At 63.5% G+C, this 25,146-nt stretch carries 2 protein-coding genes (1 of these 2 running past the window's edge); both read right to left on the bottom strand.

The features are described 5' to 3' along the window. A protein-coding gene (locus AC07VV_RS24915; protein ID WP_495037750.1) for a non-ribosomal peptide synthase/polyketide synthase crosses the window boundary here: on the bottom strand, positions 1-8,182 show its 5' portion. It extends 5,321 nt beyond the left edge of the window; the window shows 8,182 of its 13,503 coding nt (coding positions 1-8,182); the start codon lies at positions 8,180-8,182; its stop codon lies beyond the left edge, outside the window. Continuing rightward, on the bottom strand, positions 8,182-25,146 hold the full coding sequence (locus AC07VV_RS24910) for a non-ribosomal peptide synthase/polyketide synthase (RefSeq protein ID WP_495037749.1): 16,965 nt from the start codon (positions 25,144-25,146) through the stop codon (positions 8,182-8,184). Before AC07VV_RS24910 ends, AC07VV_RS24915 begins: the two co-directional genes overlap by 1 nt.

Below are 25,146 nucleotides of genomic sequence, written 5' to 3'. Positions count from 1 at the left end.
TGGCCTGTGGCAGGTCCGCGCGGTCACGCCAGTCGAGCACGCTGAACGGCACGGTCAGGTGCTTGTGGATGACTTGCACCGGACGCTGGAATTCACCGTCCCAGACAAAACTGCTGCGCAGCACATCGTGGGCATCCAGCGCGTCTTGCCATGCCGCACGGAAGCGTTCGATGTCCAGGCCTTGAACGTCGACGCACATCTGATTGATGTAATCGCCGGCCTGTTGCTCGTACAGGGTGTGGAACAACATGCCCTGCTGCATCGGCGACAGTGGATAGATGTCTTCGATCTGTTGCGGTGCCAGTGCCAGCGAATCGAGCTGCACCTGAGTCAGGTGCGCCAGCGGGAAGTCCGACGGCGTTACGCCGTGGCTGTCGCTTTGGCAGCAATGCTCCAGCAACGCCTTCAGTTCCTGCGCATAGGCATCGGCCAGCGCCTGAATGGTCGCGGTGTCGAACATCTGCGAACTGAACGTCCAGCCGACACTCAACTCACCGCCATACACCTGACCGTTGAGGGTCAGCCAGTTACCCAGCGCGGCCAAAGGGCTCTGCTCGGCGCCGGCCGGCTCGTTGGCCGGACTGAACAGTGCACCGCCATCGTCAGCGAAACCGGCGTCGAACTGACCCAGGTAGTTGAAGGTGATGCGCGGCATCGGCAACGCTTGCAGGGTCTGACGCGCTGCGTCGTCGCCCAGATAACGCAGCGCACCGAAACCGATGCCTTTGGCCGGAATCCCGCGCAGTTGCTCCTTGACTGCCTTGATCGAACCGGCGAGATCACCAGTCGGCGTCAACCGGACCGGGAACAGGCTGGTGAACCAGCCGACGGTGCGGCTCAGATCCAGTTCATCGAACAGGTCTTCACGGCCGTGGCCTTCGAGCTGAATCAGGGTTGATTCGCTGGCGGTCCAGCGGGAAATGACCCGCGCCAGTGCGGTCAGCAGCAGGTCGTTGACCTGGGTGCGATACGCCGCCGGTGCCTGTTGCAGCAGTTGGCGGGTCTGCTCTTTGTCGAGGCGGGTTTCGACGCTCGCGGCGTAGCGGTTTTGCAGCGCGCCGTCAGCGTGATCCAGCGGCAGCGCGACATTCGCCCCTTGCAACTGCGCCTGCCAGAAACCCAGCTCCGTTTGCAGTGCCGGGCTGGCCGCGTAGGTTTGCAGACGTTGCGCCCAGGTTTTCGCAGCGCTGGTCTTGGCTGGCAACTTGAGTGCCTGACCAGCCTGCAACTGCTGATATGCCTGTTGCAGGTCTTCCAGCAGAATCCGCCACGACACCCCGTCGACCGCCAGGTGATGGATCACCAACAACAAGCGCTGGCTGCCATCGGCCAGAGTCGCCAACAGTGCCCGCAGCAACGGGCCGTTTTCCAGGTCGAGGCTGCGTTGCGCCTGTTCGCCCAGTTGTTCCAGCGCGGCATCATCCGCCACCGCGTGTTGCCAGAGCAGCGGTTCGACGCCCGGAGCACGGTGAGTGGCAGACCACTGGCCGTCACGCTGGCTGAACGCCAATCGCAAGGCATCGTGCTGCACCAGCAGCGCCTGCAACGCTTGTTCGACGTGGGCGGCCTCCAGCGTTTCGCGCGGTTTGAGCAACACCGACTGGTTCCAGTGATGCGGCTCGGCCATGGCGCTGTCGAAGAACAATTGCTGGAACGGCAGCAACGGACTGTCGCCCGTCACCGGGCCCTGATCAATGCTCGGACCGGCCACACCGACCTTGGCCACGGCTGCCAGACTCTGCACGTTCTGGTGCAGGAACAGATCCTTGGGACTGAAATGAATCCCGGCCTGACGCGCGCGGCTGACCACCTGGATCGAGATGATCGAATCCCCGCCCAGCTCGAAGAAGTTGTCGTGAATACCCACCTGCTCCAGGCCCAGCACGTTCTGCCAGATCGCCACCAGCGCTTGCTCGATCTCGCTGGTCGGCGCGCTGTAGGCTTTCTGGCTGACGCTCAGATCGGCCTTCGGCAGGGCCTTGCGTTCGAGTTTGCCGTTGGGGCTGACCGGCATCTTCGCCAGCAACAGCCAGTGTTGCGGGATCATGTATTCCGGCAGGTTCTGGCTCAGGTGTTCCTTGAGACGGCGCTGGAAGGCCTGACGACGATCATCGTCCGCCTCAAGCAGGGATTCATCGTTCGGCACCACATAGCCGACCAGCAACGAACCGTCCTGGGCGATGACCACGGTTTCCCGTACATCATCGTGTTCAGCCAGACGCGCTTCGATTTCGCCCAGTTCGATACGCAGGCCACGGATCTTCACCTGATGGTCCATACGCCCGGCGTACTCGATCACGCCGTCGGCGCGGTAGCGCGCCAGGTCACCAGTGCGGTACAGACGCTGGCCGTCACCAAACGGACTGGTGACGAAACGTTCGGCGGTCAACGCCGGACGACAGTGATAACCACGAGCCAGGCCTTCGCCGCCCAGATACAGTTCGCCGATCACACCGACCGGCAACGGCGCCAGGCTATTGTCGAGGATGTAAGTGCTCAGATTCGCAATCGGCTGACCGATCGGCACGCTGTCGCGGCCTTCGTCGCGGCAGGTCCAGTGGGTCACGTCGATGGCTGCTTCGGTCGGGCCGTAGAGGTTGAACAGCCCGGCGTTCGGCAGTTTGGCGAACACCTGCTGCTGCGCATCGACCTGCAACGCTTCACCGCTGCACACAATCCGGGTCAGGCTGGTGCACTCGGCCACCGCCGGATCCTGCAGGAACGCCTGCAACATCGATGGCACGAAGTGCAGCGTGGTGATGCGTTGCTCGGTAATCACCTGAATCAGTTGCGCCGGATCACGGTGCGCGCCCGGAGCCGCGACCACCAACGAAGAACCGGTCATCAACGGCCAGAAGAACTCCCATACCGACACGTCGAAGCTGAACGGGGTCTTTTGCAGCACGCTGTCATCGGCTGTCAGTTGGTAAGCCTGTTGCATCCAGCACAAGCGGTTGACCAGCGCCGAATGGCGGTTGCCCGCACCTTTCGGTTTGCCAGTCGAGCCCGAGGTATAGATCACGTACGCGAGGTTTTCCGGATCGATGTCCAGCTCCGGGTTGGCCTCGCTGCGACCTTCGAGCCAATCGCCTTCCTGATCCAGCACCAGGCTGCGCAGCCCGGCCGGAACTGGCAGTTGCGCCAGCAGATGACTTTGCGTCAGCAGCAAGGCAATACCGCTGTCCTCGAACATGTAGGCCAGACGATCCTGCGGGTACTCAGGATCCAGCGGCAGATAGGCGCCACCGGCCTTGAGAATCGCCAACAGGCCGACAACCATTTCCAGCGAGCGTTCGACCGAGATGCCGACCAGCACTTCCGGGCCGACACCGTTTTCGATCAACACCGCTGCCAACTGATTGGCGCGAGCGTTGAGCTGAGCGTAAGTCAGACGTTGTTCACCAAACACCAGCGCCAAGGCGTCCGGGGTGGCGCGTACCTGATCCTCGATCAGCGAATGCACGCTGCGCGACAGCGGGTATTCGGTGGCGGTGGCGTTCCAGCCTTTGACAATTAGCTCGCGCTCTGCGGCGTCGAGCAGCACCAGTTCGGCCAGCGGACGCTTCGCGTCAGCCACGACGGCTTTGAGCAGGTTCAGCCAATGCCCGGCGAGGCGCTGGATGCTGCTCGCTTCGAACAGATCGGTGGCATAGGTGAAGGACGCATCCAGGCCTTCCGGGCTGTCGCCGGTGTCCAGCGCCAGATCGAACTGCGCGGTCCGGTGTTCCCAGCTCAGGCTTTGCAGGTTCAGCCCCGGCAATTGCGCGACGAGATCGGACTCGGCTTCGGTGCGGTGGTTGAACATCGCCTGGAACAACGGGCTGTGGCTCAGATTGCGCTCAGGCTGCAAGGCATCGACCAGTTGCTCGAACGGCAGGTCCTGATGCATTTGCGCGGCAATCGCGGTGTGCTTGACCTGCTGCAACAACCGGGCGAAATCCAGCGCCGGTTCGAACTCGGCCCGCAGCACCTGGGTGTTGACGAAGAAGCCGATCAGTCGCTCGATTTCCAGACGATTGCGGTTGGCAATCGGCACCCCGACGCGAATGTCCGACTGACCGCTGTAACGGTGCAACAGGGTCTGGAACGAAGCCAGCAGCAACATGAACACGGTCACGCCTTCACGCCGCGCCAGCGCCTTGAGTGCGTCACCCAGCGCCGGTTCGATGGTCACGTTCAGGCGCGCACCGCGGAAACTCTGCACGGCTGGACGCGGGTGGTCGGCCGGCATTTCCAGCAGCGGTTGTTCGCTGCCCAATTGATTTTTCCAGTACGTCAGTTGGCGTTCGCGCTCGCCGTTGTCCATCCACTCGCGCTGCCACACCGCGTAATCGGCGTACTGCACCGCCAGCGCCGGCAACTCGGCCGCGCGGCCCTGACTGAACGCCGCGTAACAGGCGATCAGGTCTTCGATCATCACCTGCATCGACCAGCCATCGGAGACGATGTGGTGCAGGGTCAGGACCAGCACATGGTCGGTGTCGCTGATGCGCAGCAAGGCCACCCGCAGCAACTCGCCTGCCAGCAGGTCGAACGCCTGCTGGGTCTGTTGTTCGACGAAGGCTTGGATCTGCTCATCCGTGGCGTTGGCCAGCATCTGCTCGTGCAACGCCACCTGCCCGCTCGGCCGGATCACTTGCTGCACGCGCCCGTCGGTATCGACAAACGCCGTGCGCAGGCTTTCGTGGCGCTGGATCAGCGCCTGGAAGCTTTGCTCCAGCGCCGCACGATCGAGTTCGCCGCGCAGGCGCAGCGCGGTGGGAATGTTGTAGGCGGCGCTTTGCGGGTCCATCTGCCACAGGAACCATTGACGTTCCTGGGCGTAGGACAGCGCCAGCGGTTGCTCGCGGCCGACCTGCGGAATCAGGGTTTGCGTGGTCTGTTGATCGGCATCGAGGACGCGGACAAACGCTTCCAGGCTGCTGTGTTCGAACAGCGTGCGCAGCGGCACCTGAATATCCAGCGTGCGGCGGATGCGCGACACCACCTGGGTCACCAGCAGCGAATGCCCACCCAGCTCGAAAAAGTTGTCGGTCAGGCCGACGCGCTCAAGCTTGAGCACGTCCTGCCAGATCGCTGCGACGTGTTTTTGCAACTCGGTCTGCGGCGCCACAAAGGTGTTTTGCAGGGTGCTGGCATCAAACTTCGGCAACGCCTTGCGCTCGAGTTTGCCGTTGGGGCTGACCGGCATTTTCTCCAGCCAGACCCAGTGTTGCGGCACCATGAATTCCGGCAGGCTCTGCCCCAGATGTGCCTTGAGTTCGAGGTTTTTCGCACTTCGCGTGGCGTCGTCGGCACTCAACAGCGCTTCGTCGTCGGGCACCACGTAGGCCACCAGCAACGAGCCGTCCTGAGCGATGACCACGGTTTCGCGCACGTCATCGTGTTCGGCCAGACGCGCTTCGATTTCGCCCAGTTCGATGCGCAGGCCACGGATCTTCACCTGATGGTCCATACGCCCGGCGTACTCGATCACGCCGTCGGCGCGATAGCGCGCCAGGTCGCCGGTGCGGTACAGGCGTTGGCCGTCACCGAACGGGCTGGTGACAAAGCGCTCGGCAGTCAGCGACGGACGACGGTGGTAACCACGGGCCAGGCCTTCGCCGCCCAGGTACAACTCGCCGATCACACCGACTGGCAATGGCGCCAGGCTGTTGTCGAGGATGTAGGTGCTCAGATTCGCAATCGGCTGACCGATCGGCACGCTGTCGCGACCTTCGTCGCGGCAGGTCCAGTGGGTCACGTCAATCGCCGCTTCGGTCGGGCCGTAGAGGTTGAACAACTCGGCGTTCGGTAGTTTAGCGAACACCTGCTGCTGCGCATCGACCTGCAAGGCTTCACCGCTGCACACAATCCGGGTCAGGCTGGTACATTCCGCGACCGCCGGATCTTGCAGGAACGCCTGCAACATCGACGGCACAAAGTGCAGCGTGGTGATGCGTTGCTCGGTAATCACCTGAATCAGTTGCGCCGGATCACGGTGCGCGCCCGGAGCCGCGACCACCAACGAAGAACCGGTCATCAACGGCCAGAAGAACTCCCATACCGACACGTCGAAACTGAACGGGGTCTTTTGCAGCACGCTGTCATCGGCTGTCAGTTGGTAAGCCTGCTGCATCCAGCACAAGCGGTTGACCAGCGCCGAATGGCGGTTGCCCGCACCTTTCGGTTTGCCGGTCGAGCCGGAGGTGTAGATCACGTAGGCGAGGTTTTCCGGGTCAATGTTCAGCTCCGGGTTGGCCTCGCAGCGACCTTCCAGCCAGTCACCTTCCTGATCCAGCACCAGACTGCGCAGCCCGGCCGGAACCGGCAGTTGTGCCAGCAGATGGCTTTGGGTCAGCAGCAAGGCAATGCCGCTGTCCTCGAACATGTAGGCCAGACGATCCTGCGGATATTCAGGATCCAGCGGCAGGTACGCACCGCCGGCCTTGAGAATCGCCAACAGGCCGACGACCATTTCCAGCGAGCGCTCGACCGAGATGCCGACCAGCACTTCCGGGCCGACACCGTTTTCGATCAACACCGCTGCCAACTGGTTGGCACGAGCGTTGAGTTGGGCGTAGGTCAGACGTTGCTCGCCGAACACCAGCGCCAAGGCGTCCGGGGTGGCGTGTACTTGGTTTTCGATCAGCGAATGCACGCTGCGCGACAGTGGGTATTCAGTGGCCGTGGCGTTCCAGCCTTCGACAATCACGTCGCGTTCTGCGGCGTCGAGCAGCACCAGTTCGGCCAGCGAGCAACTCGCGTCGGCCACAACCGCTGTCAGCAGGTTCTGCCAATGCGCGGCCATGCGCTCGATGGTTGCAGCGCTGAACAGATCGGTGGCGAAGGTCAGCTGTGCGCCGAGACCTTGCGGGGTCTCGAAGGTGTCCAGGCTCAGATCAAACTGAGCGGTCTGGCTGGCCATGCTCAGCGGATCGATTTGCAGCCCCGGCAGACGCGCGCCTTGCTGGGGCTCGCCGGTCGCGAGGTTCTGGTGGTTGAACATCACCTGGAACAGCGGGCTGTGGCTCAGGCTGCGTTCCGGTTGCAGGGCTTCCACCAATTGTTCGAACGGCAATTCCTGATGCGCCTGGGCGCCCATCGCCGATTGCTTGACCTGTTGCAGCAGGCTGCGAAAACTCGCCTGCGGGTCAATGCGTGCCTTGAGCACCTGGGTGTTGACGAAGAAGCCGATCAGGCGCTCGGTCTCGACCCGGTTGCGGTTGGCGTTGGGCACGCCGACGCTGATTTCGTTCTGGCCGCTGTAGCGGTGCAACAAGGCCTGAAACGAGGCCAGCAAGACCATGAACACGGTCATGCCTTCGCGCTGGGCGAGGGTTTTCAGACCGGCAGCCAATTGATGGTCGAGGGTCACGTCGAGCCGCTGACCACGGAAGCTCTGCACCGACGGCCGAGGGAAATCGGTCGGCAGTTGCAGCACCGAATGGTCGGTGCCCAGTTGCTCCTGCCAGTAAGCCAGCTGCCGCGCGCGCTCGCCCGCCTCCATCCAGTGCCGCTGCCAGATGGCGTAGTCGGCGTACTGGATCGGCAATTCGGCGAGGCTGACGTCGCGCCCCTGTGCATAACCGGAATACAACTGCACCAGTTCTTCGACCATGACCCGCATCGACCAGCCATCGGCCGCAATGTGGTGCACGGTGACGGCCAGCACATGGTCGTCATCCGCCAGACGCAGCAGGCTGGCGCGCATCAGCGGGCCGGTCTGCAAATCGAATGGAAGGTGCAACTGTTCGTTGATGTAGGCCTGAATCTGCTGCTCGCGTTGCGCCGGATCCGCCGCGACATCCAGCGCATCCACCGCAATGGTCAGCGGCAGCTGCGCGTGAATCACCTGCACAGCGCCCTCGTCGTCCTGACCGAAGGTGGTGCGCAGGCTGTCGTGACGGGCGATCACGGCGTTGAACGCACGCTCCAGCGCCGGCACGTCGAGGGTGCCGCGCAACTGCAGCGCGGTCGGAATGTTGTAGGCCGCACTGTGCGGGTCCATCTGCCAGACAAACCATTGCCGGTCCTGAGCGAACGACAACGGGATCGCGGTGAATTCCTCGCGGGTCTGCGGGATCGGCAGGTTCGCGGGAGAAACCCCTTCCTGGAGCATCTTTTCAAGATAGAGCGTGCGCTTTTCCAGGGGCAGACAAATAAACCGCCTGGCAATCTTCAGTGCGACATTCCTATCCATCAAGCCTCCTCCATTTCATCAAGCAGGGATTCCAGCTTGCTCAGTTTCAACATATCGACTTGCTCATCGGCGGCGTCCAGCTGGCTGACGAAATCGCCAAGCGCGGGGTGCTGGAAAATCAATTGCGGTGTCAGCTTCAGGCCCAGTTCCAGTTGCAGGCGCGAAACCACGGTGACGGCCAGCAAGGAGTGGCCGCCCAGTTCGAAGAAGTTGTCGTTGAGGCCGATGCGCTCCAGTTGCAGCACGTCCTGCCAGATGGCCGCCACTTGTTGTTGCAGTTCAGTGGACGGCGCGACAAAGGCCTGCTGCGCCTGGCTGGCATCGAACTTGGGCAGTGCCTTGCGTTCGAGTTTGCCGTTCGGGCTGACCGGCATTTTCGCCAGCAGCACCCAGTGCAGCGGAACCATATAGTCAGGAACGTTCCGGGCGAGGTGTTCTTTAAGGCGCTGGAACAGTTCGCTGCGGCTGGCCTCGTCGGCCTCCACCAGACTCGTGTCGTTTGGCACCACATAACCCACCAGCAACGAACCGTCCTGAGCGATGACCACGGTCTCGCGCACCTCATCGTGTTCGGCCAGGCGCGCTTCGATTTCGCCGAGTTCGATACGCAGACCGCGGATCTTCACCTGATGGTCCATGCGCCCGGCGTACTCGATCACACCGTCGGCGCGATAACGCGCCAGGTCACCGGTGCGGTACAGACGCTGGCCGTCACCGAACGGACTGGTGACGAAACGCTCAGCCGTCAACGCCGGACGACGGTGGTAACCACGGGCCAGGCCTTCGCCGCCCAGGTACAGTTCGCCGATCACACCGACCGGCAGCGGCGCCAGGCTGTTGTCGAGGATGTAGGTGCTCAGATTCGCAATCGGCTGACCGATCGGCACGCTGTCACGACCTTCGTCGCGGCAGGTCCAGTGGGTGACGTCGATCGCCGCTTCGGTCGGGCCGTAGAGGTTGAACAACCCGGCGTTCGGCAGTTTGGCGAACACCTGCTGTTGGGCATCGACTTGCAACGCTTCACCGCTGCACACGATCCGGGTCAGGCTGGTGCACTCGGCCACCGCCGGGTCTTGCAAGAACGCCTGCAACATCGACGGCACGAAGTGCAGCGTGGTGATGCGCTGTTCGGTGATCACCTGAATCAACTGCGCCGGATCACGGTGCGCGCCCGGAGCCGCCACCACCAGCGATGAACCAGTCATCAACGGCCAGAAGAACTCCCACACCGACACGTCGAAGCTGAACGGGGTCTTTTGCAGCACGCTGTCGTCAGCCGTCAGCTGATAGGCCTGTTGCATCCAGCACAAGCGGTTGACCAGCGCCGAATGACGGTTGCCCGCACCTTTCGGTTTGCCGGTCGAGCCGGAGGTGTAGATCACGTAGGCGAGGTTTTCCGGATCGATGTTCAGCTCCGGGTTGGCCTCGCTGCGACCTTCCAGCCAGTCACCGTCCTGATCGAGCACCAGACTGCGCAGCCCCGCCGGAACCGGCAGTTGCGCCAGCAGATGGCTTTGGGTCAGCAGCAAGGCAATCCCGCTGTCCTCGAACATGTAGGCCAGACGATCCTGCGGGTACTCCGGATCCAGCGGCAGGTACGCACCGCCCGCCTTGAGAATCGCCAGCAGGCCGACAACCATTTCCAGCGAACGCTCGACCGAGATCCCGACCAGCACTTCCGGGCCGACACCGTTTTCGATCAATACCGCTGCCAACTGGTTGGCGCGAGCGTTGAGTTGGGCATAGGTCAGACGTTGTTCACCAAACACCAACGCCAGAGCGTCCGGTGTGGCGCGCACCTGATCCTCAATCAGCGAATGCACGCTGCGCGACAGCGGGTACTCGGTGGCAGTCGCGTTCCATTGTTCGACCTGCTGCTGTTGCTCGTCGCTGGAGAGCAATTCCAGTTGGCCCAACGCCAGAGCGCCGCCCTGCATCATCTGCGTCAGCAGGTTGTGCAAGTGTTCGCCCAGTCGCGCAATGTCGACTTCGGCAAAATGCGCACGGCCATAGCTGAAGTGCAACGACAGGGTGTCGCCCATGCTCACGGCAAGGGTCAACGGGTAGTTGGTCTGCTCGTGGTTGGTGACGTCGGTGAAGCGCAATCCGGCCGGCGCACCCTGTTGCATGGCCTCCGATACCGGGTAGTTCTCGAACACCAGAATGCTGTCGAACAGGGCATCGCCGCCCTTGCCGGCCCAGCGCTGGATCTCGAACAGCGGCGTGTGTTCGTGCTCGCGCAGGCTCAGGTTTTGCGTCTGCACGGTGTGCAGCCACTGGCCGACACTCTGCTCGGCACGCGGGGTGCCAATCACCGGCAGGGTGTTGATGAACAGCCCGATCTGCTGCTCGATGCCTTTGAGATCCGCCGGGCGTCCGGCCACCGTCGCACCGAACGCGACTGTGTCCTGACCGCTGTAGCGTTGCAGCAACAGCAGCCACGCCGCTTGCACCAGGGTGTTGAGGGTGACTTTCTGTTCGCGGGCGAACTCGGCCAGTTGCCGGGTGGCAGCGGCATTCATGACGCGCTGATGATCGGCATACCCTGCGACGTCCATCAGGTCATCACGACGGGCGATGGCCTGGGTCAGGCGGGTCGGCTCTTGCAGGTCGGCCAACTGGGTTTTCCAGAAGGACTCGCTGACGTTGCCGTCCTGACGTTGCAGCCAGGCGATGTAGTCTCGATAACGCCCCACCGATTGCGCCAGCGGCTGACCGCTGTAGCGGTGCAGCACTTCGCCCATCAACTGCGAGTTGCCCCAGCCATCCATCAGAATGTGATGGTTGGTGTAGATCAGGTGATAGGTGTCATCGTCGATGCGCACCAGACACAGGCGCAGCAACGGCGCGGCAGTCAGCTCGAAGCCCTGTTTGCGCTCCTGCGCAGCCAGTGCGTCGAGGTCGGCCTGATAGTCACGGCGACCACGCCAGTCCTGCACGCTGAACGGCAGTTCGACCTGTTTGTGCACCACCTGCACCGGGCGCTCGCCCTGCCACAGGAAACCGCTGCGCAGCACGTCGTGCGCCTGCAACGCCGCCTGCCAGGCGGCACGGAAGCGCTCGACATCCAGGCCCTGCACATCGGCCCGGGTCTGGTTGATGTAATCACCCGCCTCTTCCTCGTACAGCGTGTGGAACAGCATGCCTTGCTGCATCGGCGACAGCGGGTAGATGTCTTCGATCAACGACGCCGGCAGCGGCAACCCATCGAGTTGTGTCTGGCTCAGCGGTGCCAGCGGGAAGTCCGACGGTGTCACACCGTGCACGCCGTCGCGGCAGCAATGTTCGATCAGCGCCGCCAGTTCCTGCGCGTAATCGTCGGCCAGGGCTTGAACGGTGCCGCGCTCGAACATGCGCTCACTGAAGGTCCAGCCGAGGCTGAATTCCCCACCGTAAATGCCGCCGTTGAGGGTCAACGGACTGCTGAGCAAGGCGTCCAGGCTCTGCTCGGCACCGCGTGCTTCACTGGATGGCGTAAACAGAGCGGCCTGCCCAGCATCGAAGCTGCTGTCGAACTGCCCGAGGTAGTTGAAGGTGATCGCCGGTTGCGGCAAAGCACGCAGGGATTCGCGGACCGCGTCGCTGCCCAGATAACGCAGTACACCGAAGCCGATGCCTTTGTTCGGGATGGCGCGCAGTTGTTCCTTCACCGCTTTGAGCGATGCGCCGAGTTCTGCGCTGGCAGTCAGCTTGACCGGGAACAGGCTGGTGAACCAACCAACGCTGCGGCTCAGGTCGATGTCGGCGAACAGGTCTTCGCGGCCATGGCCTTCGAGCTGAATCAGCGTCGAATCCTCACCGGTCCAACGGCTGATCACCCGTGCCAGTGCGGTCAGCAACAGGTCGTTGACCTGGGTGCGATAGGCCGCTGGCGCGTCTTGTAGCAATTGCCGGGTCAGCTCTGCGCCGAGTCGGGTCTGCACCGTCTGTTCATGACGGCTCTGCAAGCTGCCGTCGGCGTGATCCACCGGCAACTGGCTGGACACGTTTTGCAGCTGTTCGAGCCAGTAAGGTTGCTCGGCCAGCAGCGTTTCGCTGCTCGCATAAGCGTGCAGGCGCTCGGCCCAGGTTTTGAACGCGCTGGTCCGGGCCGGCAGTTTTACCGGCTGAGCGTTGCTGATTTGCTGGTAAAGCCCTTGCAGGTCTTCCAGCAGAACACGCCACGAAACGCCGTCGACCACCAGGTGATGAATCACCAGCAACAGCCGCTGAGTACCGTCCGCCAGGGTCGCGAGCACGGCGCGCAACAACGGCCCGCCGAGGGCGAGGCTGCGCTGCGCTTCAAGGCCCAACGCTTCAAGTTCAGCGGCGTCTGCAACCTGGGTTTGCCACAGCAGATCATCCGGCTGCTCGCCGACCGCCCGGTGTTGTGCGGTCCATTGACCGTCGACAGACGCAAACGACAAGCGCAATGCATCGTGGTGTTCGACCAACGCGTCGAGGGCGGCCTTCAGATGCCCGGCGTCCAGGGTCTGCGAGGTGTTGAGCAGCACCGACTGGTTCCAGTGATGCGGCTCGGCGACGCCTTCTTCGAAGAACTGCAACTGCGCCGGCAGCAACAGCGACGCACCGGTGACCGGCGACTGGTCGATGACAAAACCGCCCTCGCCGACCCGCGCGACACTGGCCAGACCTTGAATGGTCTGGTGCTGGAACAGGTCTTTCGGACTGAAATGAATACCCGCCTGACGGGCGCGGCTGACCACTTGAATCGAGACGATCGAGTCACCGCCCAGTTCGAAGAAGTTGTCGGTCACACCGATTTGCGCCAGGCCCAGCACCGCTTGCCAGATGTCCACCAGCGTTTGCTCGGCGGCATTGGCGGCCGCCAGGTAATCCTGCTGCGCCTGCGCCGCATCGGGTTTCGGCAACGCATGACGATCGAGTTTGCCGTTGGGCGACAGCGGCATTTTCGCCAGGAACAACAGGTGCGTCGGCACCATGTAGTCAGGCAAGGTTTGCTGAAGCTGCTCGCGCAATGCACGGCGCAGTTCGCTTTGCAGATCGCTGTCGGCCATGACCGACTCGGCGTCGGTCGGCACCACGTAGGCCACCAGTTGCTGACCGCTTGGCCCGGCCACCGCCATCACCAGCGTTTCACGGACGCTCTGGGAATCCAGCAGACGCGCTTCGATTTCACCGAGTTCGATACGGAAACCGCGAATCTTCACCTGATGGTCGACACGACCGATGTACTCGATCACCCCGTCGGCACGGAACCGCGCCAGGTCACCGGTGCGATACAGACGTGCGCCCGGCTGCACCGAGAACGGATCCGGCATGAAGCGCTCGGCGCTCAGATCCGGACGGTTGAAATAACCGCGAGCGAGCAATTCGCCGCCGATCATCAGCTCGCCCACCGCGCCGACCGGCACCGGTTGGCCGGCGATGTCCAGCAGGTAAATGGAACGGCCCGGCAACGCCGAACCGATCGGCAAGGTCGATGGCGTCGGCTCGGCACCGGTCACGTAGTCGCCGCAATCCAGCGACGTGGCGGTCACGGTGGCTTCGGTCGGGCCGTAGGTGTTGAGCAAACGAACGTGGGCCAGACCGGCCTTGTTCCAGGCCGCCATGCCTTCGGGCGGCATCGCTTCACCGCCGGCATGCACCTGGCGCAACACGCCGTAGTCACGCGGGCCGACTTCGGCGAAGTCCTTGGCCAGCATGCCCCAGTAAGCGGTGGTCAGGTCGATCACGCTGATGCGTTTGTCGAGCATCTCGCTGTACAAGGTTTCGCTGTCCCAGATCTCGGTGCCACGCAGCACGACCGAAGCACCGGTGATCAGCGCCGGATACAGCTGCTCGACGAAACCGTCGAAGTTGAACGTCGAGAATTGCAGCACGCAGTCCTGCGCGGTCAACGCCATCAGGTCCACGGTCACGTAGGCGTGCTTGGTCAGCGAGGCCTGATTGATCCCCACGCCTTTCGGACGTCCGGTGGAGCCCGAGGTGAACATCACGTAGGCGAGGTTATCGGCCAGGGTCAAGTTCGGCAGATCAGCGCTTTCGAGCTGCTCTGGTTGACGATCAACACACAGCACCTCGACGCCTGCGACCTGCGGCAGACGCTCCAGCAGATGGCTCTGGCTCAGCAACAGCAGCAGGCCGCTGTCTTCGATCATGCAGGTCAGGCGATCACTCGGGTATTGCGGGTCCAGCGGCACATACGCACCGCCGGCCTTGAGTACCGCCAGCAGGCTGACAATCATCTCCAGCGAACGCTCGACAGCGATCCCCACCAGTACGTCAGGACCAACGCCGCGTTGACGCAAGGTGTGCGCCAGACGATTGGCCTGCTGGTTGAGTTCAGCGTAGGTCAGACGCTGATCGGCAAAGTACAGCGCAACCTGATCCGGCGCCCGTTGCACCTGCTGTTCGAACAATTGATGCACGTGCAGCGCACTTGGGTAGTGCCCGGCGCAATAGCCCCAATCATTGAGCGCCAGTTCCCGTGCAGCCGCGTCGAGCAGTTGCAGGTCGCCCAGGCAACGTTGATCGGAACCGCCGGCCATCTGCATCAGCACGTGGTTCAACTGAGCGCCCAGTTGCTCGACGGTGGCGTCGGCAAAGTGCTCGCGGTCAAAGCTGTAATGCACTTCCAGCGTGCCTTCCAGGCTTACGCCCAGGGTCAGCGGGTAGTTGGTCTGTTCGTGGTTGGCCACCGGGCCGAAGCGCAGACCTTGCGGTGCGCCCTGCTCCAGCGCCTGGGCAATCGGGTAGTTCTCGAACACCAGAATGTTGTCGAACAGCGCTTCGCCGCCCTGCCCGGCCCAGCGCTGGATATCGAACAGCGCGGTGTGTTCGAACTCGCGCAGCGCGAGGTTTTGCGCCTGCACCGCTTGCAGCCAGCTGCCGAGCGATTGCTCGGGCCGTGGGCTGGCGATCACCGGCAAGGTGTTGATGAACAGACCGATCTGTTGCTCGACTCCCGGCAAGTCCGCCGGACGCCCCGCCACGGTGGCACCGAACGCGACGCTGGCCTTGCCGGTGTAGCGTTGCAGCACCAGCAGCCATGCAGCTTGAACGAGGGTGTTGACGGTGACTTTGGAAGCGCGGGCGAACTCACCCAGGCGAGCGGTCTGCTCGCCGTCCAGCACGCGATAATGGTCGCCGTAGCCTTGCACCGCCGGCGCATCTTTCGGCCGGGCGATGGCATGAGCCAGGCGCGTCGGCTCGTCCAGCGTGCGCAACGCCGGCAGCCAGAACGCTTCACTTGCCGCCGCGTCCTGACGCTGCAACCAACCGATGTAATCGCCGTAGCGACCTGCGTGTGCCGCGCTGAACTTGCCGCTGTAGCGCTGCAGCACTTCGCCGAGCAACTGCGAGTTGCTCCAGCCATCCATCAGGATGTGGTGGTTGGTGTAGATCAAGTGATGACGCTGATCATCGATGCGTACGATCACCAGACGCAACAGCGTCGAGGCGTTCAGGTCGAGGCTCTGACGCTCGGCGTCGGCCAGGGTCTGCAACGCGTCTTCCCGATGCGGCTGCGCGCGCCAGTCGTGCAGGCTGTAAGGCATTTGCGCGTGCTTGCTGACCACTTGCACCGGCGCATCCAGCTCACCCTGCCAGACGAACCGCGTACGCAGAATGTCGTGCGCATCGACGGCGGCCTGCCAGGCCTGATGGAAACGCTCGGGGTCGAGGCCTTCGACGTCCAGGCGCATCTGGTTGATGTAGTTGCCGGTGGACTCTTCATACACCGCGTGGAACAGCATGCCCTGCTGCATCGGCGACAGCGGATAAACGTCTTCGATCAGCTGTGGCGCCAGCGGCAAGCCGTCCAGTTGAGCCTGGCTCAAGCGCGCCAGCGGGAAGTCCGACGGCGTGACACCGTGATGATCGGCCTGGCAGCAATGCGCGATCAGCGCTTGCAGCTCCTGGGCGTAATCATCGGCCAGACGCTGAATCGTTGCCTCATCGAACATCTCGTGGCTGAACGTCCAGCCCAGGTTCAGTTCGCCGCCATACACCTGGCCGTTGAGCGCCAACTGGTTGGCCAGCGGCGCATTGGCATTCAGTTCATCGCCCGCCGCTTCGCTGGATGGCACGAACAGCGCGCCGTCGGCTGCGTCGAAGCTGCCATCGAACTGGCCCAGGTAGTTGAAGGTCAGGCGCGGAACCGGCAGCTGCGCGAGAGAGGCGCGATCGGCGTCCTCGCCCAGATACGCCAGCGCACCGAAACCGATGCCCTTGTTAGGGATCGCGCGCAGTTGTTCCTTGATCTGTTTCAGCGACGCGCCCAGCTCTGCAGCCGGCGTCAGTTTGGCCGGGTACACCGTGGTGAACCAGCCCACGGTGCGGGTCAGGTCGACGCTGTCGAACAGCTCTTCACGGCCATGGCCTTCGAGTTGAATCAACGCGCTGTCGGCGCCGGTCCAGCGCACCATCACGCGGGCCAGTGCAGTTAGCAGCAAGTCATTGACCTGGGTGCGGTAGGCCGCCGGAGCGTCCTGCAGCAACTGACGGGTCAGGGCCTTGTCCAGACGGGTGCGCACGGTCAGCGCGTGACGGTTTTGCAGGCGACCGTCGGCGTTGTCCAGCGGCAGCGCGACATCGGCACTCTGAAGCTGCTCCTGCCAGTACGTCAGTTCGGAACGCAGCTCGCTGCTGCGGGCGTAGGTTTGCAGGTGCTCGGCCCAGGCCTTGGCGGCGCTGGTTTTGGCCGGCAATTGCAGGGGCTCACCCGCTGCGATCTGCCGGTATGCGCTTTGCAGATCATCGAACAGAATCCGCCACGACACGCCGTCCACCACCAGGTGATGGATCGCCAGCAGCAACCGCTGGCTGCCGTCGTCGAGGTTCGCCAGCACTGCACGCAGCAGCGGCCCGGCTTGCAGGTCGAGGCTGCGTTGCGCCTCGTTGGCCACCGCTTCCAGCGCGGCGGCATCGGCCACATCGATACTCCACAACAGAGCATCGTGGCGGCTGTCGACGCCACGGTACTCGGCGTGCCAGCCATCGGCCTGCTCGACGAAGCTCAGGCGCAAACCATCGTGGTGCGCGACCAGCGATTCCAGCGCCTGCTCCAGTGCCGCTGCTTGCAACGGCTGAGTCGGCTTGAGCATCACCGCCTGGTTCCAGTGGTGACGCTCAGGGATGTCCTGTTCGAAGAAGGCCTGTTGCACCGCCAGCAACGGCAGCACACCGGTCACCGGGCCCTGATCGATGGCTTGCGCCTGCTCGCCGACCTTGGCCACCACCGCCAGTGCAGCGATGGTCTGGTGCTGGAACAGGTCTTTCGGCGTGAAGCGGATTCCGGCTTGCCGCGCACGGCTGACCACCTGGATCGAGATGATCGAATCGCCACCCAGTTCGAAGAAGTTGTCGCTGACACCGACCTGCTGAAGTTTCAGCACGTCCTGCCAGATCGTCGCCAGTTGTTGCTCCAGTGCGGTTTGCGGAGCGACGTAGGCTTGTTGCAGTTGGCTGACATCCGGCTTCGGCAGGTTCTTGCGATCAAGTTTGCCGTTCGGTGTCAGCGGCATGCGCTCCAGACGCAGCACATAGGCCGGCACCATGTGCGCCGGCAGTGTGGCTTTGAGTTGCTCGCGCAGGTCTTCGGCGAAATCCTCGCGCGCCGAATCACCGACCACGTAGGCCACCAGACGCTTGCCGCTGCCGGCGCTGCCTTCCTGGGCCACGACCACTGCTTCCCGCACGCCGTCGAGGGCTTGCAGGCAGGCTTCAATTTCCCCCAGCTCGATCCGGAAACCACGAATCTTCACCTGATTGTCGATGCGATCCAGGTAGTCGAAGGTGCCGTCGGCGCGCTGGCGCACCAGGTCGCCGGTGCGGTACAGCAAACCACCGGTGTGGCTGAACGGATCCGCGACGAAACGCTCGGCCGTCAGCCCCGGACGGTTGAGGTAACCACGCGCCAGGCCCGTGCCGCCGAGGTACAACTCGCCAGCCATGCCTTGCGGCAACAGGTTCAGATCGGCGTCGAGCACATAGGCGCTGCGATCGCCGATACGGCTGCCGATCGGCGCATAGGCCGCACCGCACGGCACTTCGCGACCGGCCTTCCAGATCAGCGGCGTGACCACGGTTTCGGTCGGCCCGTAACCGTTGATGATGTAGTCCGGATCGAGGGCGCGTTTGACCCGTTCGAAACTGGCGCTCGGCACCGCGTCACCGCCGAAGCAGTAGATGCGCACCTTGGGTGGGTTGCCCTCGCGCTCGGCGTGTTCGGCCAGTTGTTGCAAGTAAACCGGCGGGAACGCGACCACGGTCACGCCGTGTTCGCGCATTGCGTTGTAAGTCTGCTCAGGGGTCCACAGCGTGTCGTCGCGGATCAGCAGCGAGGCGCCGTGGGTCAGGCTGGTCAGCCAGCGCTCGTGGGCACCGTCGAAGGCGAACGACATGAAGTGGAATTCGCAGTCGCTGTCACGCATTTCATAGCGCTGACCGATGGCCTGGCAGTGCATCGCCAACGGGCCGTGGGCAACGCTGACGCCTTTCGGATTTCCGGTGGAACCGGAGGTGTAGATCACGTAGGCAAGGTTGTCCGGATCGAGCTGCACCTGCGGTGCCTTGATCGGCCACTCGCGCAAGTCGAGGCGATCCAGTTCCAGCACCGGCACCGATTCGGCGACCGGCAATTGCGCCGACACCGACGAATCGCTGATCAGCAACGCCAGCCCCGAATCCTCGATCAGGTACGCCAGACGCTCGCGCGGATAACTGGTGTCCAGCGGCACATAGGCACCGCCCGCCTTGAGCACGGCCAGCAAGGCAACGATCACCGCTTCGCTGCGCGGCAAGGCCACACCGACTCGGGTTTCGGCGCCGACACCGCGGGCAATCAGCGCGTGGGCCAGTTGATTGGCGCGCTGATCGATCTCGCCATAACTGAAGTGCTGGCCGTTGAAAATCACCGCCGTGCGCTGCGGACGCTCGGCGGCCAGGGCGCTGATCCGCTGGTGCACAGCGACGTCCACCGGGTATGGCTGCGGATGGTTATCGGCCTGTTGACGGGCGTGTTCGCCAGCGTCGGCCAGGGCGATTTCACCGAGGCTGCGCTCGGCGGACACGGCAAACTGCTCAAGCAATTGCAGCAGGTGCGCGCTGATGCCTTCGATGGCAGCGCCAGCGAAATGGCCGCGATCGAAACTGTAGTGCAGCGCCAGTTGTTCGCCGAGGGTGACGGCAACGCTCAACGCATAGTGGGTCTGTTCCAGGTTGGCGACTTCGCCGAACACCACGCCCTGATCGGCGCCTTGTTTCAGGGCCTGGGCAATCGGGTAGTTTTCGAACACCAGGATGTTGTCGAACAGCGCTTCACCGCCCTGCCCGGCCCAACGCTGAATGTCCGCCAGCGGCGTGTGCTCGAAATCGCGCAGGCCGAGGCTTTGCCCCTGCACGGCTTGCAGCCAGTGGCCCACGCTTTGATCGGGACGCGGCGCGCCAATCACCGGCAAAGTGTTGATGAACAGTCCAACTTGCTGCTCGATGCCCGGCAGGTCCGCCGGACGCCCGGCGACCGTGGCCCCGAACGCCACGGCTTCGTGACCGGTGTAGCGTTGCAGCAACAGCAGCCACGCGGCCTGGATCAAGGTGTTGACGGTGACTTTCTGCTGGCGGGCGAAGGTTTCCAGCACACGGGTTTGCGCCACGTCGAGGGTCTGGAAGTGATCGCCGTGACCGCTCTGGCTGTCGCTGGTCGAAGCCACGCGGGCCAGACGGGTCGGCTCTTGCAGGGCGGCCAGTTGCTCGCCCCAGAAGTTTTCGCTGAGTTGAGCGTCCTGACGTTGCAGCCAGGCGATGTAGTCGCGGTAGCGTCCGCCGGCATTCGCCGGAATCTGCCCGCTGTAACGCTGCAACACTTCGCCGAGCAACTGCGAGTTGCTCCAGCCATCCATCAGGATGTGGTGATGGGTGTAGATCAGGTGCCACTGCTCGGCGCCGGTCTGCACCAGCACCAGACGCAGCAACGGCGCGCAGGTCAGGTCGAAGCCTTGTTGGCGTTCGGCATCGGCCAGCGCCGCGAGGGCTTGTGGCTGATCGTCACGGGAGCGCCAGTCCAGCGCGGTGAACGGCAATTGCACCTGTTTGTGGACGATTTGCACCGGCTCGGCCAGCTCGCCCTGCCAGACAAACCCGCTGCGCAGGATGTCCTGAGCATCGACGGTGGCTTGCCACGCATCGCGGAAACGTTGCGGATCGATGCCTTGAACGTCGACGCGCATCTGGTTGATGTACTCGCCCGCCGCTTGCTCGTACAGGGTATGGAACAGCAGACCCTGCTGCATCGGCGACAGCGGATAGAGATCGTCCAGCTCACCGGCCGGCACCGGCAGCGCATCGAGTTGCGCCTGCGTCAAGCGCGCCAGCGGGAAGTCCGACGGTGTCGCTTGCGGCGCTTCGAGCGCACAGCAATGGTCGATCAAAGCGTTGAGTTCAAGGGCGTATTGATCTGCCAGTTGCTGCACGGTCGCCGTGTCGAACATCTCACGGCTGAAGCCCCAGTTCAGCGCCAGCTCGCCGCCGTACACCTGGCCTTCGACCGTCAGCCAGTTGGCCAACGGCGCCGAAGGATCCTGCGCATCACCGCCACCTTCACCGGACGGCACAAACAGGGCTGCCTCATCGAACTGACGGTCGAACTGGCCGAGGTAGTTGAAGGTGATACGCGGTTTGACGTCGCTGTTCAGCGACGCCGCCGTTTGCGCGTCCGCCAGATAACGCAGTGCGCCGTAGCTCAGACCTTTGTCCGGCACGGCACGCAGTTGTTCCTTGATGGCTTTGATCGAAGCGCCCAGGTTGTCCGCCGGGCGAAGATTGACCGGGAACAGGCTGGTGAACCAGCCGAGGGTGCGGGTCAGGTCGACGTCATCGAACAGGTCTTCGCGCCCGTGACCTTCCAGTTGAATCAGGGTGCTGGCCTGACCGCTCCAGCGGCAGACCACGCGGGCCAGTGCAGTCAGCAGCAGGTCGTTGACTTGGGTGCGATAGGCCGCCGGCGCCTGTTGCAGCAACTTGCGGGTTTGCTCGGCGCTGAGCTTGAGCTCGACCTTGTCTTCGAAACGGTTTTCCAGTGCGCCGTCAGGACGCTCGCAAGGCAGTTCGGCACGCGGTGCGTCACGCAGTTGCGCCTGCCAGTAATCGAGGCTTTCAGCGAAAGTCGGCAGATGCCCTTGCAGACGAGCGACCCACTGCTGATAGGAACTGGTCTTGCCCGGCAAGGCACTCGCCGCGCCGCTCAGGGACTGGGTGTAAGCGGCTTGCAAGTCTTCCAGCAAAACGCGCCACGACACGCCGTCGATCACCAGGTGATGCGCGACCAGCAGTAAACGCTGGCCGCCATCGGCCAGATCCACCAGCATCGCACGCAGCAATGGCCCGTTGCTCAGGTCCAGGCTGCGCTGGGCTTCATCGCACAAGGCCTTGAGGTCTTCCAGCGATTGCGCGTTGCGCTGCCACAACACCGACTCGCCGGTTGGCGCGGCATACGCCTGCTGCCAACCCTCGGCAGTCGATTCGTAGCGCAGGCGCAGCGCATCGTGATGGGTGAGCAACTGGCTCAGCGCGCGATCCAGTGCGCCAGCGTCCACAGGCTGTTGCGCCGTCAGCAACAGCGACTGGTTCCAGTGCTGAAGTTGAGGAATGTCTTGCTCGAAGAACCACTGCTGCACCGGCGCCAGCGCCACGGCACCCACGGCCGGGCCTTGGTCGATCAGGGTCTGCTGACCCTGACGGGCGACCTGCGCGAGGCTGCGGATGGTCTGGTGCTGGAACAGTTCTTTGGGGCTCAGCACGATCCCGGCCTGACGGGCGCGGCTGACCACTTGCATCGACACGATGGAGTCGCCGCCCAGTTCAAAGAAGTTGTCTTCAAGGCCGACGTTTTCAATCGACAACACGTCCTGCCAGATCGCCGCCAGGGCTTTTTCCAGAGCGCTGCGTGGCGCCACGTGTTCGCGTTGTTGCTGGCTGCCATCGACGGCCGGCAACGCCTTGCGGTCGAGTTTGCCGTTGGGCGTCAGCGGCAGTTGTTCGAGGAACAGCAGGTACGCCGGCACCATGTAGTCCGGCAAATGTTGGCGCAACGCTGCTTTCAGGGTTTCACGCAGGCTTGCCTGGGCATCGGCATCCGCCGCCAGCACGGTCGCGTCGATCGGCACGATGTAGGCCACCAATTGTTGGCCGCTGGCGCCTTCCTGAGCCAGCACTGCCAGCTCGCGCACGGCCTCTTGCTGCAACAGCCGCGCTTCGATTTCGCCGAGTTCGATACGGAAACCGCGCACCTTCACCTGATGGTCGATCCGGCCGACGTACTGCAGCGCGCCATCGGCCTGATAACGGGTCAGGTCGCCGGTGCGGTACAGACGCTCGCCGTTGTTGGCGAATGGATTGGGCACGTACTTCTCGGCGGTCATCGCCGCGCGGCCCAGATAGCCACGGGTGATGCCGGCGCCCGCCAGATACAGTTCGGCAGCTGCGCCTTGCGGCACTGGTTGCAGATCGGCGTCCAGCAGGTAACTGGCGGTGCCGGTCAGTGGACGACCGATGCTCGGCGTACCGCCCGCTGCACGACGGGTCCAGGTCGAATACGTGGTGTCTTCCGACGGGCCGTACAGGTCGTAGACGTGTTCGACGCTGGCCTGCTGGTACAGCGCCTCCACCAGACTTTGCTTCAGCGGCTCGCCCGCGAGGTTGATGATGCGCACGCTCGACGGGATCGCACCGTCGCGCTGCAAGGCATTGATCGCCGAAGGCACGGTGTTGATCAACCGCACCTGATCGCGTGCCGGCAGTTGCGGCAACTCCAGGGCATTGCGCGCGATGATCACCGAGCCGCCGTTGGCGAGGGTGACAAACAGCTCCCACACGGACAGGTCGAAGCACACCGACGTCGACGCCAGCACACCTTGAATGTCATCGCGGCTGTAGACCGTGCGCGACCAGTCGATCAAGGCCTGCACGTTGCGGTGTGCGATGGCCACGCCTTTCGGTTTTCCGGTGGAGCCCGAGGTGTAGATCACGTAGGCGAGGTTGTCCGGCGTCACCGCCGTGACGGGCGCACTGGACGGATACGCCGCCAGTTCTGCGGCGATCCGGTCCAGCAACAGCACCTGGGTGTCGGCGCTGACGGAGAGCGTCTCGGCCACGGCGTGCTCGGTCAGCAGCACCAGCGCGCGGCTGTCTTCAAGCATGTAGGCAACACGATCCGCCGGATAATCCGGGTCCAGCGGCACATAAGCGCCACCGGCCTTGAGCACCGCCAGCAACGCCACCAGCAAACTGTCGGAACGCTGCATGGCAACGCCGACCCGGACTTCCGGGCCGACGCCGCATTCGATCAGTTTGTGCGCCAGCGCATTGGCCCGCGCATCGATCTCGGCGTAGGTGAAGGCTTGCTCGCCAAAGGTCACGGCCAGCGCGTCCGGCTGGGCAGCAACCTGTTGTTCGATCAAGCGATGGATGCTCGACACCTCGGCAGTGCCGGCCTCCACGCTGTTCCAGTCGAACACCATGCGTTGGTATTCGGCCGCTTCCAGCAGCGGCAGATCGCTGATGCGCTGGTTGCTGTTCTGCACCATGCCGCGCAACAGATTCAGCCAGTGCTGCGCCATGCGCGTGATGGTCTGCGGGTCGAACAGATCATTGGCGTAGGTCAGCGCGGCGTGCAGCCTGCCGCCCTTCTCGTAGGTGTCCAGGGTCAGATCGAACTGGGTGGTGCGACCCTGCCATTCGATGACGCCCAGCTCCAGCCCGGAAGCGGTGCTCACCGTGCTGATGTCGGCGACTTGCGGCTGATGGTTGTACATCACCTGAAACAGCGGCGTGTGGCTGAGGCTGCGTTCCAGTTTCAGCGCTTCGACCAGCCGTTCGAATGGCAAGTCCTGATGAGCCTGGGCACCGAGCGCGGTCTCTTTGACGGCGCGCAACAGATCGCCGACGCGGGTCTGTCCGTCCAGTTCGGTACGCAAAACCTGGGTGTTGACGAAGAAGCCGATCAGGCCTTCGATTTCACCCCGGTTGCGGTTGGCGATCGGCACGCCGACGCGGATGTCCGACTGCCCGGTGTAGCGATGCAGCAACGCGTTGAAAGCGCCGAGCAGCAACATGAACAAGGTGATGTTGTGCTGCTGGGCGCTGCTGCGCAGTTGTTCCGCCAGCGCGCCATCAATGGTGAATTCGTAGCGCGTGCCGCGATAGCTCGGCATCGCCGGGCGCGGGTGATCGGTTGGCAGTTCCAGCACCGGGTGCTCATTGCCCAGTTGCGCCTGCCAGTATTCCAGCTGCCGCGCCTGCTCGCCCGCTTCCAGCCAGCGGCGCTGCCACAGTGCGTAGTCGCTGTACTGGATCGGCAACGGCGCCAGTTGCGGCGACTGCCCGGCCTCATGGGCGTCATAGCAACGGATGAATTCGTCGATCAGCACGTTCATCGACCAGCCATCGGAAACGATGTGGTGCAGGGTCAGCAGCAGCACATGTTCCTGCTCATCAAGCTTGAGCAACTTGACCCGCAGCAGCGGGCCGACAGCCAGATCGAACGGCTGCAAGGATTGTTGCTGAGCGGCGTCGGCTACCGCGGCTTCGCGCTCGGGCGCGGCGAGACCGCTGAAATCTACGTGTTCGATCACCAGCGGCGCTTCGGCCGGCACTTGCAGCAGACTGTCGTCGGCCTGTCGCTGGAACACCGTGCGCAGGGTTTCGTGACGCGCCACCAGGCTGGCGAACGCCGCCTCGAGCGCAGCCAGGCTCAAGCGCCCCGTCAGGCGCACCGCGCCCGGCAAGTTGTAGGCGCCGCTGTGCGGGTCCAACTGCCAGAGAAACCACATGCGCTGCTGCGCGTAGGACAGCGCCTGCCGATCATCGGCCTCGACCCCTTGGGGAATCGGAAAACGGGCGAAATCCACGCCCTCCTTGTGCAGGGCCGCGAGGAACATCTGGCGCTTTTCCAGGGGCAACCCGATAAACCGGCGAGCAAGTTTCAAGGAGTCTTCAGCATTCAT

Source organism: Pseudomonas sp. GW821-FHT02C04, assembly GCF_059421845.1.
Note: the sequence above shows the minus strand (reverse complement) of the source record. Positions and strands in the feature narration are given on the sequence as shown.